The organism is Rodentibacter myodis (assembly GCF_001999305.1).
Taxonomy (GTDB): domain Bacteria; phylum Pseudomonadota; class Gammaproteobacteria; order Enterobacterales; family Pasteurellaceae; genus Rodentibacter; species Rodentibacter myodis.
Genome location: NZ_MLHQ01000020.1, coordinates 1 through 21,199, shown reverse-complemented (window position 1 = coordinate 21,199; position 21,199 = coordinate 1). Strand labels below are relative to the sequence as shown.

At 40.8% G+C, this 21,199-nt stretch carries 15 protein-coding genes and 1 pseudogene; 8 read left to right on the top strand and 8 right to left on the bottom strand.

Features of this window, described 5'->3' with window-relative positions; genetic code table 11:
* Nucleotides 1–34: 34 nt before the first annotated feature.
* The 3 genes from BKL49_RS07780 to proQ all read right to left on the bottom strand — a co-directional run bounded on the left by BKL49_RS07780 (nucleotide 35) and on the right by proQ (nucleotide 4,312).
* A complete protein-coding gene (locus tag BKL49_RS07780; RefSeq protein WP_077424215.1) occupies nucleotides 35–1,507 on the bottom strand; it encodes a L,D-transpeptidase family protein in 1,473 nt (490 codons plus the stop codon).
* Nucleotides 1,508–1,571: 64 nt separating this feature from the next.
* A complete protein-coding gene (gene prc / locus BKL49_RS07775; RefSeq protein ID WP_077424213.1) occupies nucleotides 1,572–3,647 on the bottom strand; it encodes a carboxy terminal-processing peptidase in 2,076 nt (691 codons plus the stop codon).
* A gap of 26 nt (nucleotides 3,648–3,673) precedes the next feature.
* A complete protein-coding gene (gene proQ, locus BKL49_RS07770; RefSeq protein WP_167367129.1) occupies nucleotides 3,674–4,312 on the bottom strand; it encodes an RNA chaperone ProQ in 639 nt (212 codons plus the stop codon).
* Nucleotides 4,313–4,529: 217 nt separating this feature from the next.
* Here proQ and BKL49_RS07765 point away from each other — a divergent pair, with 217 nt between their 5' ends.
* Genes BKL49_RS07765 through BKL49_RS07755 form a run of 3 tightly spaced genes read left to right on the top strand, consistent with a single transcriptional unit; the run spans nucleotide 4,530 to nucleotide 8,844 of the window.
* Entirely contained in the window at nucleotides 4,530–5,795 is a 1,266-nt protein-coding gene (locus tag BKL49_RS07765) for a PqiA/YebS family transporter subunit (RefSeq protein WP_077424211.1), read from the top strand.
* Complete coding sequence (locus tag BKL49_RS07760; protein ID WP_077424209.1) at nucleotides 5,767–8,454, top strand: PqiB family protein; 2,688 nt, start codon at nucleotides 5,767–5,769, stop codon at nucleotides 8,452–8,454. Before BKL49_RS07765 ends, BKL49_RS07760 begins: the two co-directional genes overlap by 29 nt.
* Nucleotides 8,455–8,499: 45 nt before the next feature.
* On the top strand, nucleotides 8,500–8,844 hold the full coding sequence (locus tag BKL49_RS07755; RefSeq protein ID WP_077424207.1) for a hypothetical protein: 345 nt from the start codon (nucleotides 8,500–8,502) through the stop codon (nucleotides 8,842–8,844).
* Nucleotides 8,845–9,017: 173 nt separating this feature from the next.
* Here BKL49_RS07755 and BKL49_RS07750 read toward each other — a convergent pair whose 3' ends face one another.
* Nucleotides 9,018–9,866: an endonuclease/exonuclease/phosphatase family protein gene (locus tag BKL49_RS07750; RefSeq protein ID WP_077424205.1), complete on the bottom strand. Its 849-nt coding sequence runs from the start codon at nucleotides 9,864–9,866 to the stop codon at nucleotides 9,018–9,020.
* A 101-nt stretch (nucleotides 9,867–9,967) separates the two neighbouring features.
* Here BKL49_RS07750 and BKL49_RS07745 point away from each other — a divergent pair, with 101 nt between their 5' ends.
* Nucleotides 9,968–11,293 carry a cation:proton antiporter gene (locus BKL49_RS07745; RefSeq protein WP_077424203.1) on the top strand — a complete coding sequence of 442 codons (1,326 nt, stop codon included), beginning with the start codon at nucleotides 9,968–9,970 and terminating at the stop codon, nucleotides 11,291–11,293.
* Between the two features lie 49 nt (nucleotides 11,294–11,342).
* On the opposite strand, the gene BKL49_RS07740 is transcribed toward BKL49_RS07745, so the two are convergent.
* The 3 genes from BKL49_RS07740 to BKL49_RS07730 form a co-directional block, all read right to left on the bottom strand.
* The gene (locus BKL49_RS07740; protein ID WP_077424201.1) at nucleotides 11,343–13,271 is read right to left on the bottom strand and encodes an LTA synthase family protein; all 1,929 of its coding nucleotides are present in this window, start codon (nucleotides 13,269–13,271) and stop codon (nucleotides 11,343–11,345) included.
* Nucleotides 13,272–13,347: 76 nt separating this feature from the next.
* A complete protein-coding gene (locus BKL49_RS07735) occupies nucleotides 13,348–14,010 on the bottom strand; it encodes a tetratricopeptide repeat protein (RefSeq protein ID WP_077424199.1) in 663 nt (220 codons plus the stop codon).
* Nucleotides 14,011–14,020: 10 nt separating this feature from the next.
* Nucleotides 14,021–14,737 carry a YwiC-like family protein gene (locus BKL49_RS07730; protein ID WP_077424197.1) on the bottom strand — a complete coding sequence of 239 codons (717 nt, stop codon included), beginning with the start codon at nucleotides 14,735–14,737 and terminating at the stop codon, nucleotides 14,021–14,023.
* Nucleotides 14,738–14,861: 124 nt separating this feature from the next.
* Here BKL49_RS07730 and BKL49_RS07725 point away from each other — a divergent pair, with 124 nt between their 5' ends.
* From BKL49_RS07725 to gyrA, 4 genes are all read left to right on the top strand, one after another.
* Complete coding sequence (locus BKL49_RS07725) at nucleotides 14,862–15,212, top strand: RidA family protein (RefSeq protein ID WP_077424195.1); 351 nt, start codon at nucleotides 14,862–14,864, stop codon at nucleotides 15,210–15,212.
* An 83-nt stretch (nucleotides 15,213–15,295) separates the two neighbouring features.
* Nucleotides 15,296–15,697: a Z-ring associated ZapG family protein gene (locus tag BKL49_RS07720; RefSeq protein WP_077424193.1), complete on the top strand. Its 402-nt coding sequence runs from the start codon at nucleotides 15,296–15,298 to the stop codon at nucleotides 15,695–15,697.
* A 264-nt stretch (nucleotides 15,698–15,961) separates the two neighbouring features.
* A complete protein-coding gene (locus BKL49_RS07715) occupies nucleotides 15,962–17,353 on the top strand; it encodes a DegQ family serine endoprotease (protein WP_077424191.1) in 1,392 nt (463 codons plus the stop codon).
* A 160-nt stretch (nucleotides 17,354–17,513) separates the two neighbouring features.
* The gene (gene gyrA / locus BKL49_RS07710) at nucleotides 17,514–20,156 is read left to right on the top strand and encodes a DNA topoisomerase (ATP-hydrolyzing) subunit A (RefSeq protein WP_077424189.1); all 2,643 of its coding nucleotides are present in this window, start codon (nucleotides 17,514–17,516) and stop codon (nucleotides 20,154–20,156) included.
* Nucleotides 20,157–20,690: 534 nt separating this feature from the next.
* Here the strand turns inward: gyrA and BKL49_RS12335 are convergent.
* Nucleotides 20,691–21,199, bottom strand: a pseudogene (locus tag BKL49_RS12335) (WD40 repeat domain-containing protein); the annotation flags it as partial.

Sequence of the window (21,199 nt, the reverse complement as noted above, 5' to 3'; positions counted from 1 at the left end):
CGATCAAAAATCGCGATTTCATTTAAAAGTGCGGTCAATATGACAAATATTTTTTCACCGTACTCCAGTTAATTTCACTGCCGCCACTGATTGCAGTGTCGTATTTATAAATATCGGGTAACACTTTGGTTTGACCATTATCAACCCACGCCGTTACATAATATAAGAAAACCGGATTTTCGGAACGAATATTGGCAGAGGTTGTTTTTTTACTTGCCAATACATTTTTCTTCCGTTCTTCCGACCAACCGGCTTCTTTTAATAGAATACTTGCAAGTTGGGAAGATTTTTCTACCCGTACACAACCGGAACTTAATGCGCGATCTTTACGGGAGAAAAGATTGTGGTTTGGCGTATCGTGTAAATAAATGGCATCGGAACTTGGCATATTGAATTTATAATTACCTAATGCGCTGTCGCCGGCAGCTTGGCGAATGCGATAAGGGAAATGCTTGCCAATGCTATTCCAATTAATGGAATAAGGATCAATTTTGTTTCCTTTACTATCTAAAATACTGTAATTATGTGCCGCCGCATAGCCCGGGTCGCGCTTTAATTTCGGCACAATATCTTCATTCACTAAGCGTGTTGGTGCATTCCAAGGCGGATTCACCACCACATTGCTCAATTTACTGTACATAACCGGGGTTCGGCGTTCATCCTTACCCACAATCACACGGGATTCTAAAGCAAGATGACCATCGCGGTAATATTGTAGTTGATAGCTTGGAATATTCACAAAAATACCGTTATGAAAATCCGGAATAACGCGTAAACGCTGCGCATTAATGGCGAGCTTTTTACCTGTTGGCGTTAACCCCGAAGCGGAAATCATTGAAGGCAAGGCTTGGATTGTTTGACGATAATGTGAATTGTTGGTCGATAAGCCTTTTACATAAGCTAAAACATCGTTATTTTTAACCGCACTTATCCATTGCTGAATTTGTTCATTACTTGGTGCTTGCGGTTTATAAGAACCTGAACCGTACAACCAACGCTGTGCTTGTTGATTTACATTTGTGCTGTAATAAATGTAATCTAAAAAAGCATCGCTCAGCAGCACATCATAAGTTAGCCCACCAGTTTGCTCCGCTCGACTCAAATTTTCCAAAGATTGTGCAGAACGCTTGGAAATACCGCTTGCCACCATTGCGGCATATTCACGTAAAAATTGCTTTTCTGCCGATTTATCCTGCCAAAGCAAGGCATATTTATTCTCTGCATAAAGTTTTGCCAAGAGAGGTTTAAATTGTAAATGTTGTTCACCAATTTCGTGTGTCAGCGACATCTCAAGCATTGCTTGTTTTTCTGCCGCCAAACGGGCTTGATCCTCTTTAATCTCCGCTTCCAATTTAGCCCGTTCTTCCGGTGAAAGTTTTGACATATCAATGGTTGTCGGTGCAGATTCACCGGAGGCTTGTTTTGCCCAATCTGCCAATGCACAACCGGAGTTGATCATCGATAATGACAACACCAATGCGCTTAATTTAATACCACCTTTTAACATAAACGTTCCTTTAAAGATTCATAAAAGAAACCGCACTTTTATTCAAAGTGCGATCAAAAAATTATTATTTTTTCGCTTCCGCTTTATTTGCTTCCTGCTGAAGATTTACATCAAATTTTTCTTGCTTGGCACTCAGTTTGACTAAATCTGCCGCCATTTTTTCGGCTTCTTTGAGTAAGAAATCCGGTGCTTCATAATCTTTCGGTAAATCATCAATATCTTTGAGCGGCTTTTTGCCTTCACGTTTAAAACGATCATTAATCTCTTTTAAACGTCTGGCATCATCGCGGTCATTTTCTGCTTTACGTTCCTGATAATTCAAAGACATAAACTTCCGATCACGCCGTTCGTCACGGATTTTTAAATCTTCATTTAAAGCGATAAATTCCGGATCTTTTGCAATGCGGGCCTGATGATTTTTATCTAATACCGAAATATATTGACGAACATTACCGGTTTCAGAATAGGTTGCTGCCGGAATTTTATCCCAAGGCAAAGCATTATCTTCTTTTTCTTCCCCATTTTCTTTCGCATCAATTATTTCAGGGAATTTAATATCGGCTGCCACCCCTTTTAATTGGGTCGAGCCTCCATTAATTCGATAGAATTTTTGAATGGTATATTGCAAAACACCTAATGGGGTTTGATCCAAATCGTAAACAAAATTCAACGAGCGACTTTGTTGCACCGTACCTTTACCAAAAGTATTTTGTCCAACAACAATGCCCCGATTGTAATCCTGCATTGAGGCGGCAAAAATCTCGGAGGCAGAGGCACTAAAACGGTTAATCATCACGATTAACGGGCCTTTGTATTGTTCCGCACGATCATCATCTTCGTGAACACGAATACGTTGATAAGCATCACGCACCTGCACCACCGGACCATCGGTAATAAATAATCCGCTGAGTGCCACGGCTTCGGTTAATGCGCCGCCACCATTTCCACGTAAATCAACAATTAAACCTTTCACCTGTTTCTTTTTGGCCTGAACCAATAATTTTTTGACATCCTTCGTCAATCCGATGTAGAAACTTGGAATTTTAACCACGCCGATTTTTTCACCATTTACTTTTTCAACGGTTAATTTCGCCGCCTGATCCTCAATGCGAACTTTGTCGCGAACCAAGGTAACAATGCGTGATTTACCGCCTTTTGCCGGTTCAATTTCCAAACGCACTTTCGTGCCTTTTTTACCCTTGATTTTATCAACGATGTCTTCTAAACGCCAGCCGATAATATCCTCAATTTCCCCTTTTTCTTGACCAACACCGATAATCTTATCGCCGGCTTGAAGTTTTTTACTGCGAGCCGCCGGTGCGCCGGGAACAAGGGATTTGATACTGGTTTCGTCGTCTTCCGATTGCAAGGTTGCCCCAATGCCCTCTAAAGAAAGGTTCATACTTTCATTAAAACTTTTTGCTGTGCGTGGCGCTAAATAACTGGTATGCGGATCAATTTCACGGGCAAAAGCATTGAGGTAAACCTGAACAATATCATCCGCTTTGGTTTGTGTAAGACGGCGAATGGCTAAATTATAACGTTTGGTCAGTTTATCCTTAATTTCAGACCATTTTTTATCTTTCAATTTTAGGCTGATGACATCATTTTTCACCCGTTCTTCCCAAAGACGATTCGCTTCCTCTTCGGTTTTCGGGAAATCGGCTTTTTCACGATCGATCTCAATTTGATCTTTACCATTCAAGTTCGGCTCTTTATCCAATAAAGAAAACGCGTAAGCATAACGTTCATAACGGCGTTTCATCATTAAATCATAAATGGCGAATGCCGCTGAAAGATCGCCCTGATTTAACTGATCATCCAACTGTGCACCGTATTTTTGGCGTAATTCATCAACATCAGATTGCAAAAAAGTATTTCGACTATAATCTAAACTTTTAATATAGCGATCAAAAATCTTTTCAGAAAAGGCATCATCCAACTGAAATTTACGATAATGAGACTGGGTTAAACGGGTTGTTGCACGCTTGGTCGCCAGTTGATTTTCCTCTGTGGCAGAAGGAATGGTAATATCGCTTAATTTCAATTTTGGTGCGACAGCAAAAGCCGCACTCGAATGAAAAAACAAGGCACTTAGTAATGCCGTTGCTAAAATACTTTTGGTCATTTTCAATTTCATTTAACCTTTCCGATAAGAAAACATTATTATGCAAATAAACGATCAGCCGTAATATTCATTACTAAGCCATTTTCAAGCTCAACCCGCGCCGAATCTTTTAACACTTCAACAACGGTGGCTTTTTTCGCATTATCACCCACTTTTACTTTCACCATTGAACCTTTAGAAAGGGTGGAAAAATCAACCGCACTTAATTCAAGTTTTGGTTTGCGTGGTGCTTTTGGGTTATTTTGACGGCGGGGTTGACGTTTTTGTTGTGCTTTTTTAGCGGCCAATTCGGCTTTGCGTTTTTCCGCAAATTTTGCTTTTGCCTCGGCAAGCTGCGCCGCCGCGTGTGCAACGTGTTCTGCTTCTAATACGCCGGCAGGATTACCATATAAATCCACACGTTCCGCCCCTTCACGGCAACCGTGTAAATAACGCCAGTTTGAGGTGTATTGACGAAGTGCGTGACGCAATTGGGTTTTGCTCACCCGTTCATCGTCTTTTAAAGCTTCGGCTAAATCTTGGAATAAACCGATTTTTAAGGGTTTTGCTTCACCTTCTAAAATGAAACAAAGTGGAAATTTTTCTGCCAAATAAGCAATAATTTCTTTGTTATTTGTAAGTTTTTGAACGTCTGATGATGCTTCTGCGGTTTGAACATCAAGTTGAGATTCTGTCATTTTTTGTCCTAGGATTGAAAATAAAAAACCCGCGCATTTTATCGCACTTTAATAAGGCTTGACAATAATCAAACCGACCACCTAATAAAGTTCTTCCATTCATGTGGCAATTTTACGTTTATTTTTAACTTCACAAAGAGGGGGGAATCAGACTAGAATACGCCGTTTTTTGACCGCACTTTTGTAGAGTTTATTATTTCATACCCTAGAATCCCCAATGATGATGACACCAAATTTTTCTAACGCACGATACAAAATCACCCGTTGTGGGGAATGTGATGAAATCGTCTCGATTGCCTACCCTCTTCCACAAAATGAACACGCCGAATGTCCGCGTTGTCATCACACATTAAGCACAACAAATCGCTGGTCATTACATCGTTGTGCAATGATCGCACTCTCTATCCTTATTTTAATGCCCTTTGCTTTAGGCTTTCCTTTATTAAGCATTGATTTACTCGGCGTGAAGGTGGATGCCTCCGCATGGGAGGGAATATGGAAAATGGCAACGGCAGGTTATGAATACACGGCTTTTTTGGTTTTTATTTGTGCCGTATTAATGCCCATTTCCTTTGCAGTTTTAGTTTTAATGCTGTGGATCTCAAAATTGCTCCGACTTCGTCCACGTAATGTTTTGCTCTTTTTAAGTTACATTAAACCTTGGGTGATGTTTGATGTCTATCTTGTCGCCCTTGGGGTTTCAATGTTTAAAGTGCGTGAATATGCCGCCTTAGAAATTGATGTGTATTTAATTGCCTTTGTTTTTACCGCATTATTGACCACCTTATTATTTATTAAGATCAATTTACACGAACTTTGGAATGATTTTTATCCGGAACAAAAGCACGTCCATTCCCACAATGAAAAAATTGAATTGTGTTCTGCTTGCGATTATTCCTTCCCAAGTTCGGAAATAGACCGCCATCACGGCTATTCCGCTTGCCCACGCTGCGATTCTCGTATAGATTTACCCGCTTCCATTAAACTGCAACGGGTTTGGGCAACCTTAATTGCCGGTATTATTATGCTTTTTCCGGCAAATTTGCTGCCAATTTCCGGCGTATATTTAACCGGTGCATTATCGGAAGATACCTTAATGTCCGGCGTGATTTCATTTGTTGAAATGAAAAGCTATTTTGTTGCCTTTGTGGTTTTCTTCGCCAGTATTTTTGTGCCGATTAGCAAAATTTTAATTATGTTGTATTTGCTTTGTGCTGTTCACTTCAAATGGCGACATTCCATAAAATGGCAAATGCGTTTATTGCATATCGTGCATTTTGTCGGGCGTTGGTCAATGCTCGATTTATTTGTACTTGCATTGATGATGTCCCTTGTTACACGTGGACAAATTATCAATTTCACCGTAGGGCCGGCAGCTTTTTATTTTGGTGCTGCGGTATTTTTAACGATGATTTCAACCTCACAATTCGATAGTCGATTTATTTGGAAAATTTATGAGCGAACAACAAAAACAACCGAATAACGAACCTTCCGTCAGTCGGACTTCAAGCATTGATTCACAATACAATGCCGTCCAAGCGGTTTTGCGTAAAAATAGAAAAGTCTCACCATTTTGGCTTTTGCCTTTTATAGCCCTTTGTATTGGTGCCATTCTCTTTTTCCAAATTGTGGAAGAACAAGGGAAAAGTATCAAAATCACGTTTACAAATGGCGCGGGATTGGTGGCGGATAAAACCCCGATCCGCTATCAAGGCTTACAAATTGGTGTGGTGAAGAAAGTCAACTTTGCCGACAATATGCAAAAAGTGGAAGTAATTGCCAATATTTATCCCGAAGCCACCGGTGTCTTGCGTGAAAATACCAAATTTTGGTTGGTGCAACCAAGTGTTTCCCTCGCCGGTATTTCTGGGTTAGATTCTCTCGTTTCCGGTAACTACATTACCTTGCAACCGGGAGACGGCGACAGTGAAGATGAATTTATCGCGCAAGAAAAAGGCCCGATTGCACAAGTTACCCCCGGCGATTTGCTGATTCATTTAATTTCCGATGATTTAGGATCAATTTCTATCGGCGCTTCCGCCTATTTCAAAAAATTACCCGTAGGGAAAATTTACGATTATCGCTTCAACGAAAATAACAAAGTCGAAATTGATGTTGTAATCGATAAAGAATACGCCCATTTTGTAAAAAAAGATTCACGCTTTTGGAATATTAGCGGAATGTCGGCAAATATTACGCCTGCCGGTTTAAACTTTAATATGGAAAGTGTAAATTCCATTGTGCAAGGTGCAGTTTCCTTTGACTCGCCGACAAATAGCCCTAAAGCAGATGAAAACGCCACTTATACACTTTATAGCAGTTTACAGACGGCTAAACGTGGCATTGAAGTGGAAATCACCCTGCCAACAACAGCCGGTTTAGAAAAAGATCACACCGGCGTGTATTATCAAGATCATAAAATTGGCGTGCTTTCTTCTCTCACACCGGTAGAAAATAATGAAAATATGCTAAAAGGCACATTATTGATCGATCCGAATCAGGCTAATTTATTAAAAACCAACACTCATATTGTATTAAGAGATAAAAAACCAAATCTTGGTGATTTAACCAATCCTCAGCTTTTTTTCCGTGGCGACTATTTAGAAGTGATCCCCGGTAGTGGTGAAGAAAAATTACAATTTGATGTCATCAAACAAAACGAATTATTGCTCAAAGCCCCGAATACCCTCGTGCTAAAACTCACCGCACCGGAAAGCTATGGTGTGTCGGAAGGGCAAAATGTGTATTACAACAATATCGCTATTGGTGAGATTATCAACCAAAAAATTGATGTGGATGGCGTGAAATATGAAGTCGCCATTGCTGCGGCATATCGCAACCTGATTAATCCCAACACACTTTTTGTGGCAGCATCAAACTTTGATATAAGCCTCGGTGTGGACGGCGTTCGTTTTGAAGCCGCACATCCTGAAAAATGGCTACAAGGCGGTGTTCGCATTATTGCGAAAAAAGGCTTAGGCGAAGCCTTGAGTCGCTACCCGCTTTACAAAGATGTGAAAAATGCAGAATCCGGCATTACCGGCAATTTGGTTGAACCGAGTATCACCTTAAAAACTACAACGTTACCAAGTATTGATAAAGGTTCATTGGTACTTTATCGCCAATACGAAGTGGGTAAAATCACCAACATTCAACCGCAAGCCAATCACTTTAATGTGGATGTTTACATTTATCCGCCTTACAAACATTTATTAACGGATAAAAGCCTATTCTGGGTAGAAAGTGCCGCACAAGTTGACATTACGCCGAAAGGCATCAGCATTCAAGCCACCCCAATCGCCCGTTCATTAAAAGGGGCGATTAGCTTTGACAACAGTGGCTCGGAAAAAAATAAAATCCTTTACCCAAATGAGTTACGGGCTAAATCCGCCGGTCAAGCAATTACCCTTATCACCGATGATGCCATCAATCTCAGCAAAGGAATGAGCCTGCGCTATCTTGGTTTATCCATTGGTGAAATTGAAAGTATTGCATTAGATCCGCAATCTCACAAAATCATCGCAAAAGCCTTGATTAGCCCAAATTATATGGGAATGATCGCAAAAGAAGGTTCAACATTTAAGATTATTTCACCGCAAATTTCAGCCGGTGCAATCGAAAACTTAGACAGCCTATTGCAACCCTATATTGATGTTGAAATTGGCAAAGGGAAAACCAAAACACAATTTAACCTTGCCCAAACGACCCCAAGTCGTAATAAATACAGTAATGGTATTCCTTTTATTTTGGAAACAAACGATGCCTTAAATCTGACGGAGGGATCTCCGGTACTCTACCGTGGCGTTGAAGTCGGAACTATTCGTAAATTTGATTTAAACAGCCTAGGGGATCGGGTGTTAATTCACATTGCTATTATGCCGAAATACCAACATCTCGTACGTAAAAATTCCGAATTCTGGATTTCTTCCGGCTACGATCTCAGCCTTGGTTGGAAAGGAGCGGAATTTAATACCGGTAGCGTACAACAATTACTGAAAGGCGGTATTTCATTCTCCACCCCGTCAGGGAATGTTGTTCAACCACAAGCCTCGGCAAATCAACGTTTCTTGTTACGGGTTAAACGTCCGCAAGAAGCACCGGTATGGAATAGTGGCGCATTGCCGGCTGCCCATACCCCATAAGGATTTTCAATCATCACTAAATAAAAAATAAACAGAGAGAAAACAATGAAAAAAACAGCCATTATTTTGACCGCACTTTTACTGGCGGGCTGTACGGTTTCCGATGAAACTACTTCAAAATCACGTAAACCTTTTAATATCAACGGCTATGAAAAACGCTTAAATATCGCTGCTTGCAACGATATAGACGACTGGTATCTGGACGGTTTCGGCGTGGGTGAAAGATACCCAAGCTACAAACAAAAAATCTTAGATCAACGTATCGCCTATTGTGGTGATGTCAGCAAAACCGCCCTCCAAGCGTGGGAAGACGGTTTTGCCAAAGGCTCAACAATGACAGCGAAAAAAACCAAGCAAACTGTCAAAAAAACCAAAAAACGTAAACGTTAATTCCCAAAAACATAAAAAAACTCAAACCGATTTGGTTTGAGTTTTTTAATATTATGTAGCAGATACACAAAGAAAAAATAACGTGATTGTTCGGGACGCGATGCTCGCGTCCTTATCAAAAAAACAAACAATTTCAATAAATTAACATCAAGGCGTGGTGTCCCTACTTTTTATTATTCCCTTTTAAAAAGCTCAAACGCCCCCCAAATCGGTGAATGATCTGAAGATTCTACTCTTTCCGTTTTAGTGGTAAGCACGCTCATTCCCCGTACAAAAATATAGTCAAGGGGGTTATCTAAGAAGCGTACGCGTTCGTCTTGGGGAAAGGTGACTTCGGTTAAGTCAAATTTTTGGATCAGTTCGTTTAAGATTTTTTTTCGTTCAGGATTCCACGCATTAAAATCTCCCGCCAAAATGACCGCACTTTTGGGGTTATCAAGCAGGGAAAAAATCTTTTCTAATTGTTTACGGTAAGCGGTGGGCTGCCATTCAAAATTAATTAAATGAACGTTAATTACCCATAATTCTCTGCCGTCTTTAAGGGGATATAACATTGCGCCGGCAACTTTTGGGATAGTTATCCAAGGTTCGGGCTGTGAAATGCCGCAGTAACCTTTAGGCATTATGTTTGAGAAAATTTTTACGCCCGATTGCACGCCTCGATAAGCAAAACTTGAGACAAAAAGTGCGGTTGAAAATGAAGGTAAATTTTGTTGTGGCGTGGCTTCTTGCAATAACACAAAATCCTGATCTTGAGAAAATCGGGCTAAATCTTGCTGCCAACCTTTATCTTCTCCTTTGTGTATGTTCCAACTTAATAGGCGGATACGTGATTTTTCCAAAGGTGAAACCGAAGTCGTGGTGGCAAAACACTGTGTAAAAACGGGTTTGAAATGATTTTTTATCGGGCTTTCCAAGGAAATATGAACAGGATTAAAAATATGAATCTGTTTATTCAAATAAACCCCAACGACAATACCCAATAACAGTAAAAACGCAAAAATTTTATTAATCTTTTTCATTATTTTATTTCTCTCAAGCTGATCTTTATAAATGATAGCAGTTTGCTTATACTAGGCAACCGCTGAATTTCAGCCAGATGATGTTTACTCGGAAATAATATATGAACATTTATACCTACCTCTGTTTTCTTACTACTATTGCGATTTTAATCAGTTTCGTCACACGAAAAATTAACGATAACATCCAATACACTATTGCCATTACTGCCACATCAATGATTGGTTCGTTAGTCTTGGTTTTATTGGGTTATCTAAATTGGTTTAATTTAGATGATATTGCCACTAAAGTGATCGAACGAATTGATTTTAAAGAATTTTTATTGAACGGTATTCTTGGCTTTCTTTTATTTGCCGGCGCATTGGGAATTAAATTGCCGGTGCTAAAAAACCAAAAATGGGAAATCGCTACCTTCGCTCTCTTTTCTACTTTCGCCTCCACATTTTTTATTGGTTTTTTAACCTATGGCATCGCACAATTATTCGGTTGGCATATTGATTTAATTTACTGCATTTTATTTGGTGCATTAATTTCGCCGGATGACCCGATTGCCGTTCTCGCCATTATCAAAAACTTAAAAGCCCCAAAACGCTTATCTATGCAGGTTGAAGGCGAATCCTTATTTAATGATGGTATTGGCTTGGTAATTTTCACCACCGTTTTTGCCGTTGCTTTTGGCGGGCAAGAACCCACAGCCGGTGGGATATTACATCTGTTCTTTAAAGAAGCCTTGGGGGGGATCGCCTTTGGTTTTGTGATTGGTTTAATTGCCCATTATTTAATTTCCGCCACCGATGACGGTTCATTAGAAATTTTATTAACCTTAACCATTCCCACCGCCGGTTTTATGCTTGCCAACCTGCTCCACGTATCCGGTGCGTTGGCAATGGTGGTATCGGGTATTTTGATCGGCAACTGGACTCGCTACACCGGCTTCTCGAAACAAAGCCAACGCTATTTTGATCACTTTTGGGAGATGATCGACCATTTTCTCAACTCCTTATTGTTTATCTTAATCGGCTTGGCAATCTTGCTTATGCACGTTTCGTGGCAAGGTTTAATTTTAATTGCTCTTGCCATTCCTATTTGCTTGGTTTGCCGTTATGCCAGTGTATGGATTCCTTTCCAAGTAATGAAACGCTATCGCAAATATAATCCTTACACACTGCGTGTTCTCACTTGGGGAGCGTTGCGTGGAGGTCTTGCCCTTGCAATGGCACTTTCCATTCCTATGGGAAAATTTTATATCGAGGGATTAAATATGGATGTGCGGGATCTGATTTTAGGAATGACCTATGCAGTAGTAACCTTCTCAATCCTTGTACAAGGGATGACCATTGAAAGTATGATCCGTAAGTCTAAAGAAGTAATTATGCGTGAGCGCGGCTATAACGGTGTGGGATTAGCAAAAAATCACCATAAAGAATAATTCATAAAAAGTGCGGTCATTTTTAACCGCACTTTTTCAGTTGGAAAAATTATTTCTTTTCATCACCGGCTTGATACAACCGATGTTTATATAAATAACTGCCTAATAATGCGTATGCCAAGGCTTCTTTTTTCATTGCTTCGGGAACATTTTTTTCAATTAAAGTTTCTGTTGCTTTATCATAAAAATAGCCTTGTGCGACTTTGTTTGGCATTTGAATGACCACATCATTATTCCCTTTCATTAACGCTTGGGCTTGATCGAATTGCATAATGGCGCGATCGGGTTTCACATTTTGGGTTAAATCAAACCCTATCATTGGGTAATTGCCATTCACACCGGCTAAAGAAAGTAATGTAGTCGGCATATCAATTTGACTGACCAAACGATCATCACGGCGTGCTTCAATGTCTTTTCCTAAAATCAATGCCGGAATATGAAAATGTTTAATTGGCATTAATGATGCACCGGCAACCCGTGAATCGTGATCGGCAATCACTAAGAAAATCGTATCATCCCAATAATTTGATTTTTTGGCTAAATCAAAAAAATGCCCAATCGCATAATCCGCATATTTTGCCGCATTGTTGCGTGTAGCTTTGGGTTGCTCATACAGTGCTATTTTTCCATCGGGAAACTCAAAAGGGTCGTGATTACTTGAACTAAACACAAGGCTGAAGAAAGGTTTACCTTCCTTTTGTAATTTTGTGAAGGTTTCATCGGCTTTATCGAACAAATCTTCATCGCTCACTCCCCAAGTTGCCGTAAATTTAGGCTGAGGATAATCCTGTTGATCGATAATGGTTTTGAAACCATTGCCATAGAAAAAGCCTGCCATATTGTCAAAATGCTTTTCACCACCATAGATAAAAGAAGTGTCATAACCTTGCCTAGCCAATATTTCTGCAAGGGTAAAAAAGTTACGTTGCGAATTATTCAGTTTCACCACGGCGCGTGCCGGTGTGGGCGTAAAACCGGTGGTTACCGCTTCAATGCCCCGCACCGAGCGTGTTCCCGTGGCATAAAGATTTTCAAACAACCAACCTTCTTTTGCCAATTTATCAATATTGGGGGAAAGCGGTTTTCCGCCTAATGTGCCGATAAACTGCGCGCCAAGGCTTTCTTGCAGCAAAATCACAATATTTTTCGGCTTGCCTTGGTAAGTCGCGATATTCTGAGTAAGCGTTGGAAATTTATCGGAAATATAATCACTTTCCGGTCTACCACGTGCTGCTTTCACGATATGTAACATTTCATCGGTACCCATTTTGCCGTACATTTCCGAAGACTTTTCTTCATCTTTAAATTGCTGTGCGGCATAAAGCACCGAATAAGCGGAATTTAAAACCAGAGAATTTACCAAGGCATCGGAAGAAAAGGCCACCATCGCGGGATTAATGCCTCGATGTTGAAAACTTGAACGCGCGCCGATAAAACTCACCGCAATCACTAACAACGCAATAATAGGACGAAATTTCCAAGCCATTACCCGCAGATTTTTCACTGCCCAACCGGACAATTTCCAATAAAGAACTATCGCAAGAAGTGTAAAAATAAGCGTAAAAATGACCGCACTTAGATGTCCGCTTACAAGCATTGAAAAGACTTCTTTTGGATAAATTAAATATTCAATAAATAAGCGGTTTGGGCGGTAATCATAGGTGGCGATAAATGCCGGCGATCCTATTTCCATAAAAAGAATAAATACACTACCTGCCGTCAGCCAAATACGTAATATCTTTTTCCAAATAGTAGAAGGATGAAAGAGTACGGTGAAAAGCGCGGGTATGCCAAACAGATAGCACAGGGAGACAATATCAATACGCAATCCCTGCAAAAATAAGGTTTGCCAGCCATTTACGGCAGAAATACGATCTGCCTGCCATAAAGCTAAGCCAACGCGAGAAAGGGAAAAGACGAAAAGATTGATCAGCACAAAAATGAAGATCGGGAATAAAGGGGAACGGTTGTTTTTCATAAAATAGTCTTCTTTGATGACTGATCGCTTCCCTCATTGAGGGAAGCCCTTTTTTCGCTTTATTAATTTTTTATCATCAATGAAGACGAAGTAATCGTTGCTCGGCAGTTTTTTTCACGTTGTCGGGAATCTTATCCGAGACCGAAATCTCACGATAAATCAAGGAAGCAAGACTTTTATTTGCCGAAGTGCCAATGCCTTCCTCATAAAAAATGCCTAAACGTAGCTTTGCATTGGCATTGCCTAAATCGGCGGCTTTTTTCATCCACTCAAAAGACTTCTTTTCATCCTTTTGGTTCAAATAAATTTCTGCCAACATCATCATGGCATCAACATCTTTTGCTTTTGCCGTGGTTTCAAATAATTTGATCGCCTGCGGAATATCTTTTTTCACATAACTGCCGTTGTAATACATCACCGCTAAATTATTAATGGCACGAATATTGCCACGCTCTGCCGCCTCACTAAACCACCAATAGGCTTTTTCTTTATCTTGCGGCACGCCACGTCCAAGGTTATACATCATTCCCAAGTTGCCTTGCGCCACAATATTTCCTTCTAGTGCGAGCGGCTGCATAATCTCAAAAACCGCTTTCCAATCCTGTTTACCGGCAAAATTTTGTGCCATATCTAAACGCTGTTGTTCCGTCAATTTAGGGGTGGTTAGTGGTTGTTCTGCATAGCCAGAGGCACTTGAAAGCCCCAAAAGTGCGGTCAAAATAAAGAATGATTTTTTCATAACAAATCCATTACAAGGTTTCGAGTAAAAGAAAAATAAAGAAAACGGCAGTGATAGCAAGTTCCGTTAGACCAACCTGTTTCACAGAAAGTTTCTTACGTGGTAAATAAATTGCACGAAGCCAGCCAATAAAAAATCCAAACGCCAAATAAAATTGTCCGACAAGGGCAAAATATGCCACGACAAAGGAATGAAAAAAGATGGAAAGCCGTAAATAGGTGGGATTTTTCCGTTCACGCATTACGGATTTCACATAAAGTGTCGTGCCGATAAAAAATAAGGAAGGATAGATCGCCACCCACCCAATTTTGTTATCCAAAGTACCGTCAGGAAAATAATAAGCCGCCATTCCGGCAATCGCAAAAATCGCAATACCGGCGAGATCATTTAACAAGTTTCGTTCATCTTTTTGTTTGGTGTAATAAATATTGAGCAAAACAAACGGCAGCATTGCCAAGACAAAATACAACACTTGCCAATGATGAAATAAGGCGGGTAAGGCAAAAATGAATGTTGCTACGCCATAGATCATCGTCCATTTGCGATAAGTTGCGATATTTTTTCCTTTAAATAAATTCAAGAACGGATAGCTCATCAGATAAAGGGAAAACCACGCCGTCAATAAAAAAAGATGCGCCCATACGGGTTTTGTCAGCAACATTCCATAAAGAAAAGGCAACAATGCCATCACCATTGCACCGTGCTGATTGGAAATAAGGAATTTCATAAAAATCACAACGTAAATAAAAGGTGGGTTATTTTACGCGGATAAACTTGTGCCAATAAAGCTAAATTTACAAAAATGGAAAGCGGTTTTAGAATAGGGGCAAATTTAATCTCAAGGAGCGATTATGGCGATTCAACGTATTCAACCCTCTCAGCGTTTTTGTGAGGTGTCTATTCACCACGGCGTTGCCTACTTTGCCGGACAAGTGCCGGAAACCAGTCTTGAACAAAATGCTTACGCGCAAACCAAAGAAGTGCTTTCACTCATTGATAAGTTATTAGCAGAGATCGGATCTCATAAAGGCAATATTTTAAATGCTCAAATTTTTCTTGCCGATATGCAGGATTATGCCGAATTTAACCAAGCGTGGGATGAATGGGTGGATAGTGAAAATCCGCCAAGTCGTGCTACGGTAGAAGCTAAACTAGCCGTTCCGGCGTGGAAGGTGGAAATTGTGATCACCGCCGCGGTTTAAATACGAAATTTGTGATCCTCAACACAGAAATTTTTCATCCGTTCCTTTAAACTTTCCCTTTCTCACAAACACAGGAGTAAATTATGCAAGCGTGGACAACCGAAATGTGGCAAGCAGCCGGAATCGGCTTAGTGGTTGGTGTAATTCTTGGTTATCTTATTTTACGTTTCACCAAAGGTTCGGTGAAACACCAAGTGCAAACAGAAGCCGAACTGAAAAGCGTAAAAGCCCAACTTGACGTTCAAAACGAACAACTGGAAAAACATTTCGCCGAAAGTGCGGAATTGTTCAAAACCTTGATTGGCGATTATCAAAAACTCTATCGCCATTATGCCAATTCCTCCGATACCTTGCTTGGTAAAAGCCCGAAAGGTTTATTCACCCAGCAATTAGTCACCGCCACGGATAAACCGCAAGAAGAACCGCCAAAAGACTATTCGGAAGGATCTTCAGGGCTATTAAAGGCGGATAAAGAAAATCATTAAATCTGTCAAAGTGCGGTCGGAAAAAACAATGTCAATTCTGACCGCACTTTTTTTATTCTTTTTCAATCCCCTTGTTTTTCTTGAACATTTCCCCCATTTTTTTGTCTCATCACTCGTGCGTTTGGGCATAACCCCACATTATGTAGCAGTCACACAATGAATAATTCTTAATGAAATACGGGAACGCTATTATTCTGCTTTGTGAATTTGCCCATAATACGGTGAAGCCCTTTCATTCATAAGATATTTTTACTTGGAGATTCTATGAAAAAAAGACATTTTGTATTAAGTAGTATTGCGTTGGGTTTAAGTGTTTTAGGCACATCCATTAGCACACAGGCAAGCCTGCCAAGTTTTATTAGCGAACAAAACAGCCTTGCACCAATGCTTGAAAAAGTGCAACCGGCAGTGGTGACGATTTCGGTAGAAGGCAAAACAAAAACAAATAATCGCGCGATGTTACCGGATGATATTCCGGAAGAATTTCGTTTCTTTTTTGGTGATCAATTTGCAGAACAATTTGGTAACCGAGGCAGTTCCCGCAATTTCCGTGGACTCGGCTCAGGGGTGATTATTAATGCGGACAAAGGCTATGTACTAACCAATAATCACGTGATTAATGATGCGGACAAGATTAATGTTACCTTGCAAGACGGCCGTGAATTTAAAGCAAAATTAGTCGGCAAAGATGAACAATCCGATATTGCTTTAATTCAAATTGAAAAACCGTCAAATTTAACCGCACTTAAATTTGCCGATTCCGATAAGTTACGCGTGGGCGATTTTACTGTGGCAATCGGAAATCCGTTCGGCTTAGGACAAACCGTGACTTCGGGAATTGTTTCTGCCTTAGGGCGTTCAACCGGATCGGATAGCGGTGCTTATGAAAACTATATTCAAACGGATGCCGCGGTAAACCGTGGTAATTCCGGTGGGGCTTTGGTAAATTTAAACGGTGAGTTGATCGGTATCAACACGGCGATCATTTCTCCAAGTGGCGGAAATGCAGGTATTGCCTTTGCGATTCCGAGTAATCAAGCAAACAATATTGTTGAACAAATCTCAGAATTCGGTGAAGTTCGCCGTGGTTTATTAGGAATTAAAGGCGGTGAATTAAATGCCGATTTAGCCAAAGTGTTCAATGTCAATGCCCAACAGGGTGCTTTTGTCAGCGAAGTTTTACCAAGTTCGGCAGCAGAAAAAGCGGGGATTAAAGCAGGCGATGTTATCACCGCAATGAATGGACAAAAAATTTCCAGCTTTGCGGAAATGCGGGCAAAAATTGCCACTTCCGGTGCAGGCAAAGAAATTGAATTAACCTATTTGCGTGATGGCAAATCCCACGATGTAAAAGTGAAATTACAAGCGGATGACGGTAAGTCAGAAAACGGCAGTAAAGTTGAATTACAGGCCTTAGACGGTGCAGAACTTGGCAATTACAATGCGAAAGGCATAAAAGGTATTGAAATCACCAAAATTCAACCTAATTCCCTTGCAGCACAACGCGGTTTAAAAGTGGGTGATATTATTATTGGCGTGAATCGTCAAATGGTGGAATCAACTCAAGATTTACGCAAAGCCTTGGAAGAAAAACCTTCTGCGGTGGCGTTAAATATCCTACGTGGAAAGAGCAATTTCTACTTACTGGTTCAATAAATTAAAAAGTGCGGTCATTTTTACAAGCGATCTGATCGCCACTTTAAGAAAACGGTGTTTTATGAAAAATGAAACACCGTTTTTTCATGGGAAAAACTAGGGGAAAGCCCTATTTTATGCTACAATTCGCCCAATTTTTTTGATCGAAAAAGGAATACCCATGACGGATTCAATCCATTCCTCTATTACCCCTGTCAATATTGAAGAAGAACTAAAATCTTCTTATCTCGACTATGCAATGTCGGTGATTGTTGGGCGTGCCTTGCCCGATGTGCGTGACGGTTTAAAACCGGTACACCGCCGTGTGTTGTTTTCGATGGATCGTGAAGGCAACACGGCAAATAAAAAATATGTGAAATCCGCCCGTGTGGTGGGGGATGTGATCGGTAAATATCACCCTCACGGTGACTCCGCTGTGTACGATACCATTGTCCGTATGGCACAACCTTTCTCGCTTCGCTATATGTTGGTGGACGGGCAAGGTAACTTCGGTTCCATTGACGGTGATGCGCCGGCGGCAATGCGTTATACCGAAGTGCGTATGCAAAAAATTACGCAGGCCCTGCTCACCGATCTTGATAAAGAAACCGTCAATTTCTCGCCAAACTATGACGGCGAGTTGATGATTCCCGATGTGCTTCCAACCCGAATCCCCGCTTTACTTGCCAACGGTTCTTCCGGTATTGCGGTGGGAATGGCAACCAATATTCCGCCACATAACTTAAATGAAGTCTTAAATGGCTGTTTGGCATACATTGATAACAATGAGATCACAATTGATGAGCTAATGCAGCATATTCCCGGCCCCGACTTCCCAACTGCCGCCTTGATTAATGGTCGCAAAGGGATTGAAGAAGCCTATCGCACCGGCCGTGGTAAAGTCTATGTACGGGCGCGAGCAAATGTGGAAACCAATGATAAAGGTCGCGAACAAATCATCGTGTCCGAATTGCCTTATCAAGTGAATAAAGCCAAATTGGTGGAAAAAATTGCCGAGCTTATTCGCGAGAAAAAAATCGAGGGGATCAGCAATATTACCGATCTTTCCAACAAAGAAGGGATTCGTATTGAAATTGACATCAAACGTGATGCCGTTGGTGAAGTGGTACTGAATCATCTCTACTCGCTTACGCAAATGCAGGTGACTTTCGGTATCAATATGGTGGCGTTGGATCACGGTCAACCTCGTTTGTTTAATCTCAAAGAAATCATCGAAGCCTTTGTATTACACCGCCGTGAAGTGGTTACCCGCCGTTCGATCTTTGAATTACGCAAAGCCCGTGAACGTACCCACATTTTGGAAGGCTTAGCGGTTGCACGTTCCAATATTGATGAAATGATCACCATTATCCGCAATTCTAAAAATCGTGAAGAAGCGGCAACAGTACTGAGTTCCCGTTCTTGGGCGTTACATAGCGATATTATTAATTTACTTGATATCACCGCACGTCCGGATGATCTGGAAGAAAATTTAGGGATTCAGGGCGAACAGTATTATTTATCGCCGGCACAGGTTAATGCGATTTTAGAACTTCGTTTACATCGCCTAACCGGTATTGCTTTTGAAGAAGTGGTAAAAGAATACCAAGAATTATTGGTCAAAATTGCCGATCTTCTCCATATTTTAGGCAGTGCGGAACGCTTAATGGAAGTAATTCGTGAAGAATTAGAAGAAGTCAAAGCCCAATTTGGTGATGAGCGTTTAACCGAGATCACAACGGCATCAGGTGATATTGATTTAGAAGATTTAATCGCGCAAGAAGACGTGGTGGTTACCCTTTCTCACGAAGGCTATGTGAAATATCAACCATTGACCGATTATGAAGCCCAACGCCGAGGCGGAAAAGGTAAATCCGCCACCAAAATGAAAGAAGAAGATTTCATTGAGAAATTATTGGTTGCCAACACCCACGACACCATTCTCTGTTTCTCAAGCCGTGGACGTTTATACTGGCTGAAAGTATATCAACTGCCGCAAGCCGGTCGTGGCGCACGGGGTCGCCCAATTGTGAATATTCTTCCATTGCAGGAAAACGAACGAATCACAGCAATCCTACCGGTTTCTGCTTACGAAGAAGATAAATTTGTCGTAATGGCAACGGCAGGCGGTATTGTGAAGAAAATTGCCCTCACCGAATTTAGCCGCCCACGTTCAAGTGGCATTATCGCCCTAAACTTACGTGATGAAGACGAGCTTATCGGTGTTGATATTACCGATGGCAGCAATGAGATTATGCTGTTCTCCTCACAAGGTCGTGTGGTACGTTTCGCCGAAAGTGCCGTGCGTGCGATGGGGCGTTTGGCAACCGGTGTTCGAGGCATTAAACTGGCTCTCACCAATGAGCTATCTGATGATGAAAGTGCGGTCGAAATTGAGGAGGTTTCTGATGATAATACAGAAGAAACCTTAGATCTTAACATCGACAAAGTGATTTCATTGGTTATTCCAAAAGGTGAAGGGGCAATTTTAACCGCTACGCAAAACGGTTATGGTAAACGTACCCAATTAAGCGAATACCCAACCAAATCCCGTAACACCAAAGGGGTGATTTCCATTAAAGTCAGCGAGCGTAACGGTAAAGTGGTTGCCGCCACCCAAGTGGAAGAAACGGATCAAATTATGTTGATTACCGATGCCGGCACACTGGTTCGCACCCGTGTGAGTGAAATTGGCATTGTAGGACGTAACACCCAAGGGGTTCGCTTAATCCGCACCACAGAAGATGAACAGGTTGTTAGTTTAGAACGTGTTTGTGATGCAGATGAAGACGAGCAAGCGGAAAATACCGATTCAGAAGCCTAGTTCTAAAAAGCAATTTACGATGCCACAACGGCGCAATAATCTTTAATAAAAAATAGGACGCCTACTTGGCGTCCACAATATTTAGCCTATTGAGATTGTTTTAGTTTTCAATACGGACGCCGACATAACACTCCTACCAATCATATTATTTTAACTTTATGTGTTTGCTATAAACACCAAAAAGATCAAATACACGGTCAGAAATCGCTCTCCCCAAAAAAGTTAAACTCATTTAATTCAAGAACCTAGTCTACAATGACCGAGTTTAAATTCGAAAGAGAATTACACCTTAATACGGCTAATCTATTGGTACCATGATGATTAAATTGAGCAATCCAATATTCTCTCTTTGAATTTAAAATATTTGCGTATCAACAAACTGTTTTTTATTTTATTGAAGATAAAATTCGATCACTTGCTGTTTGGAAAGTTAGTTATATTTAATCATAAAAAAATCTACACCTTAATCAGTGTATTTAGTCTAACTTTTGGGCACAGATCAAAAAAACACGGTATTTTTCAACCGCACTTTGATTAATGAGCGACCCAGATTTTTTCCAGTTCCATTTTATCGGGGTGATATTTGTAAACGTTAATGCCGCCGCCATGGGCTTGTCCGGTGACTAAGATATGGGCTTGGGGGGAAGAGGCAAAAGTTTGGCTGTTAAAGTAATTATTGGCTGAAATCATCGGGGACGTGCCTAAATCCACAAAACCTTTGAGCCACGGATCGCCAACGGTATAAATGGAGGCGATTGTTGCGTTAGTGTCACTTTTATATATGTAGCCAATACGAATAAAGTCAGTTTCGGTTAAAAAAGCATAAGCGACAGTGCTATCACGCATCGCACGATTAAATTGTTCTTTAGTGAGTGGCATTAATCGACTTTTATCATATTCTCCGACCGATAAATTATAAATGCCCCTATATGGATCGGATAACGAGAAGCGGTTCATCAAATTATCTATGCTCCACATTCGATTACGAGCATTTTCGTCTCCGGTAATCACCCATTTTTCATCAGGGCTAATAATTCCGGTGG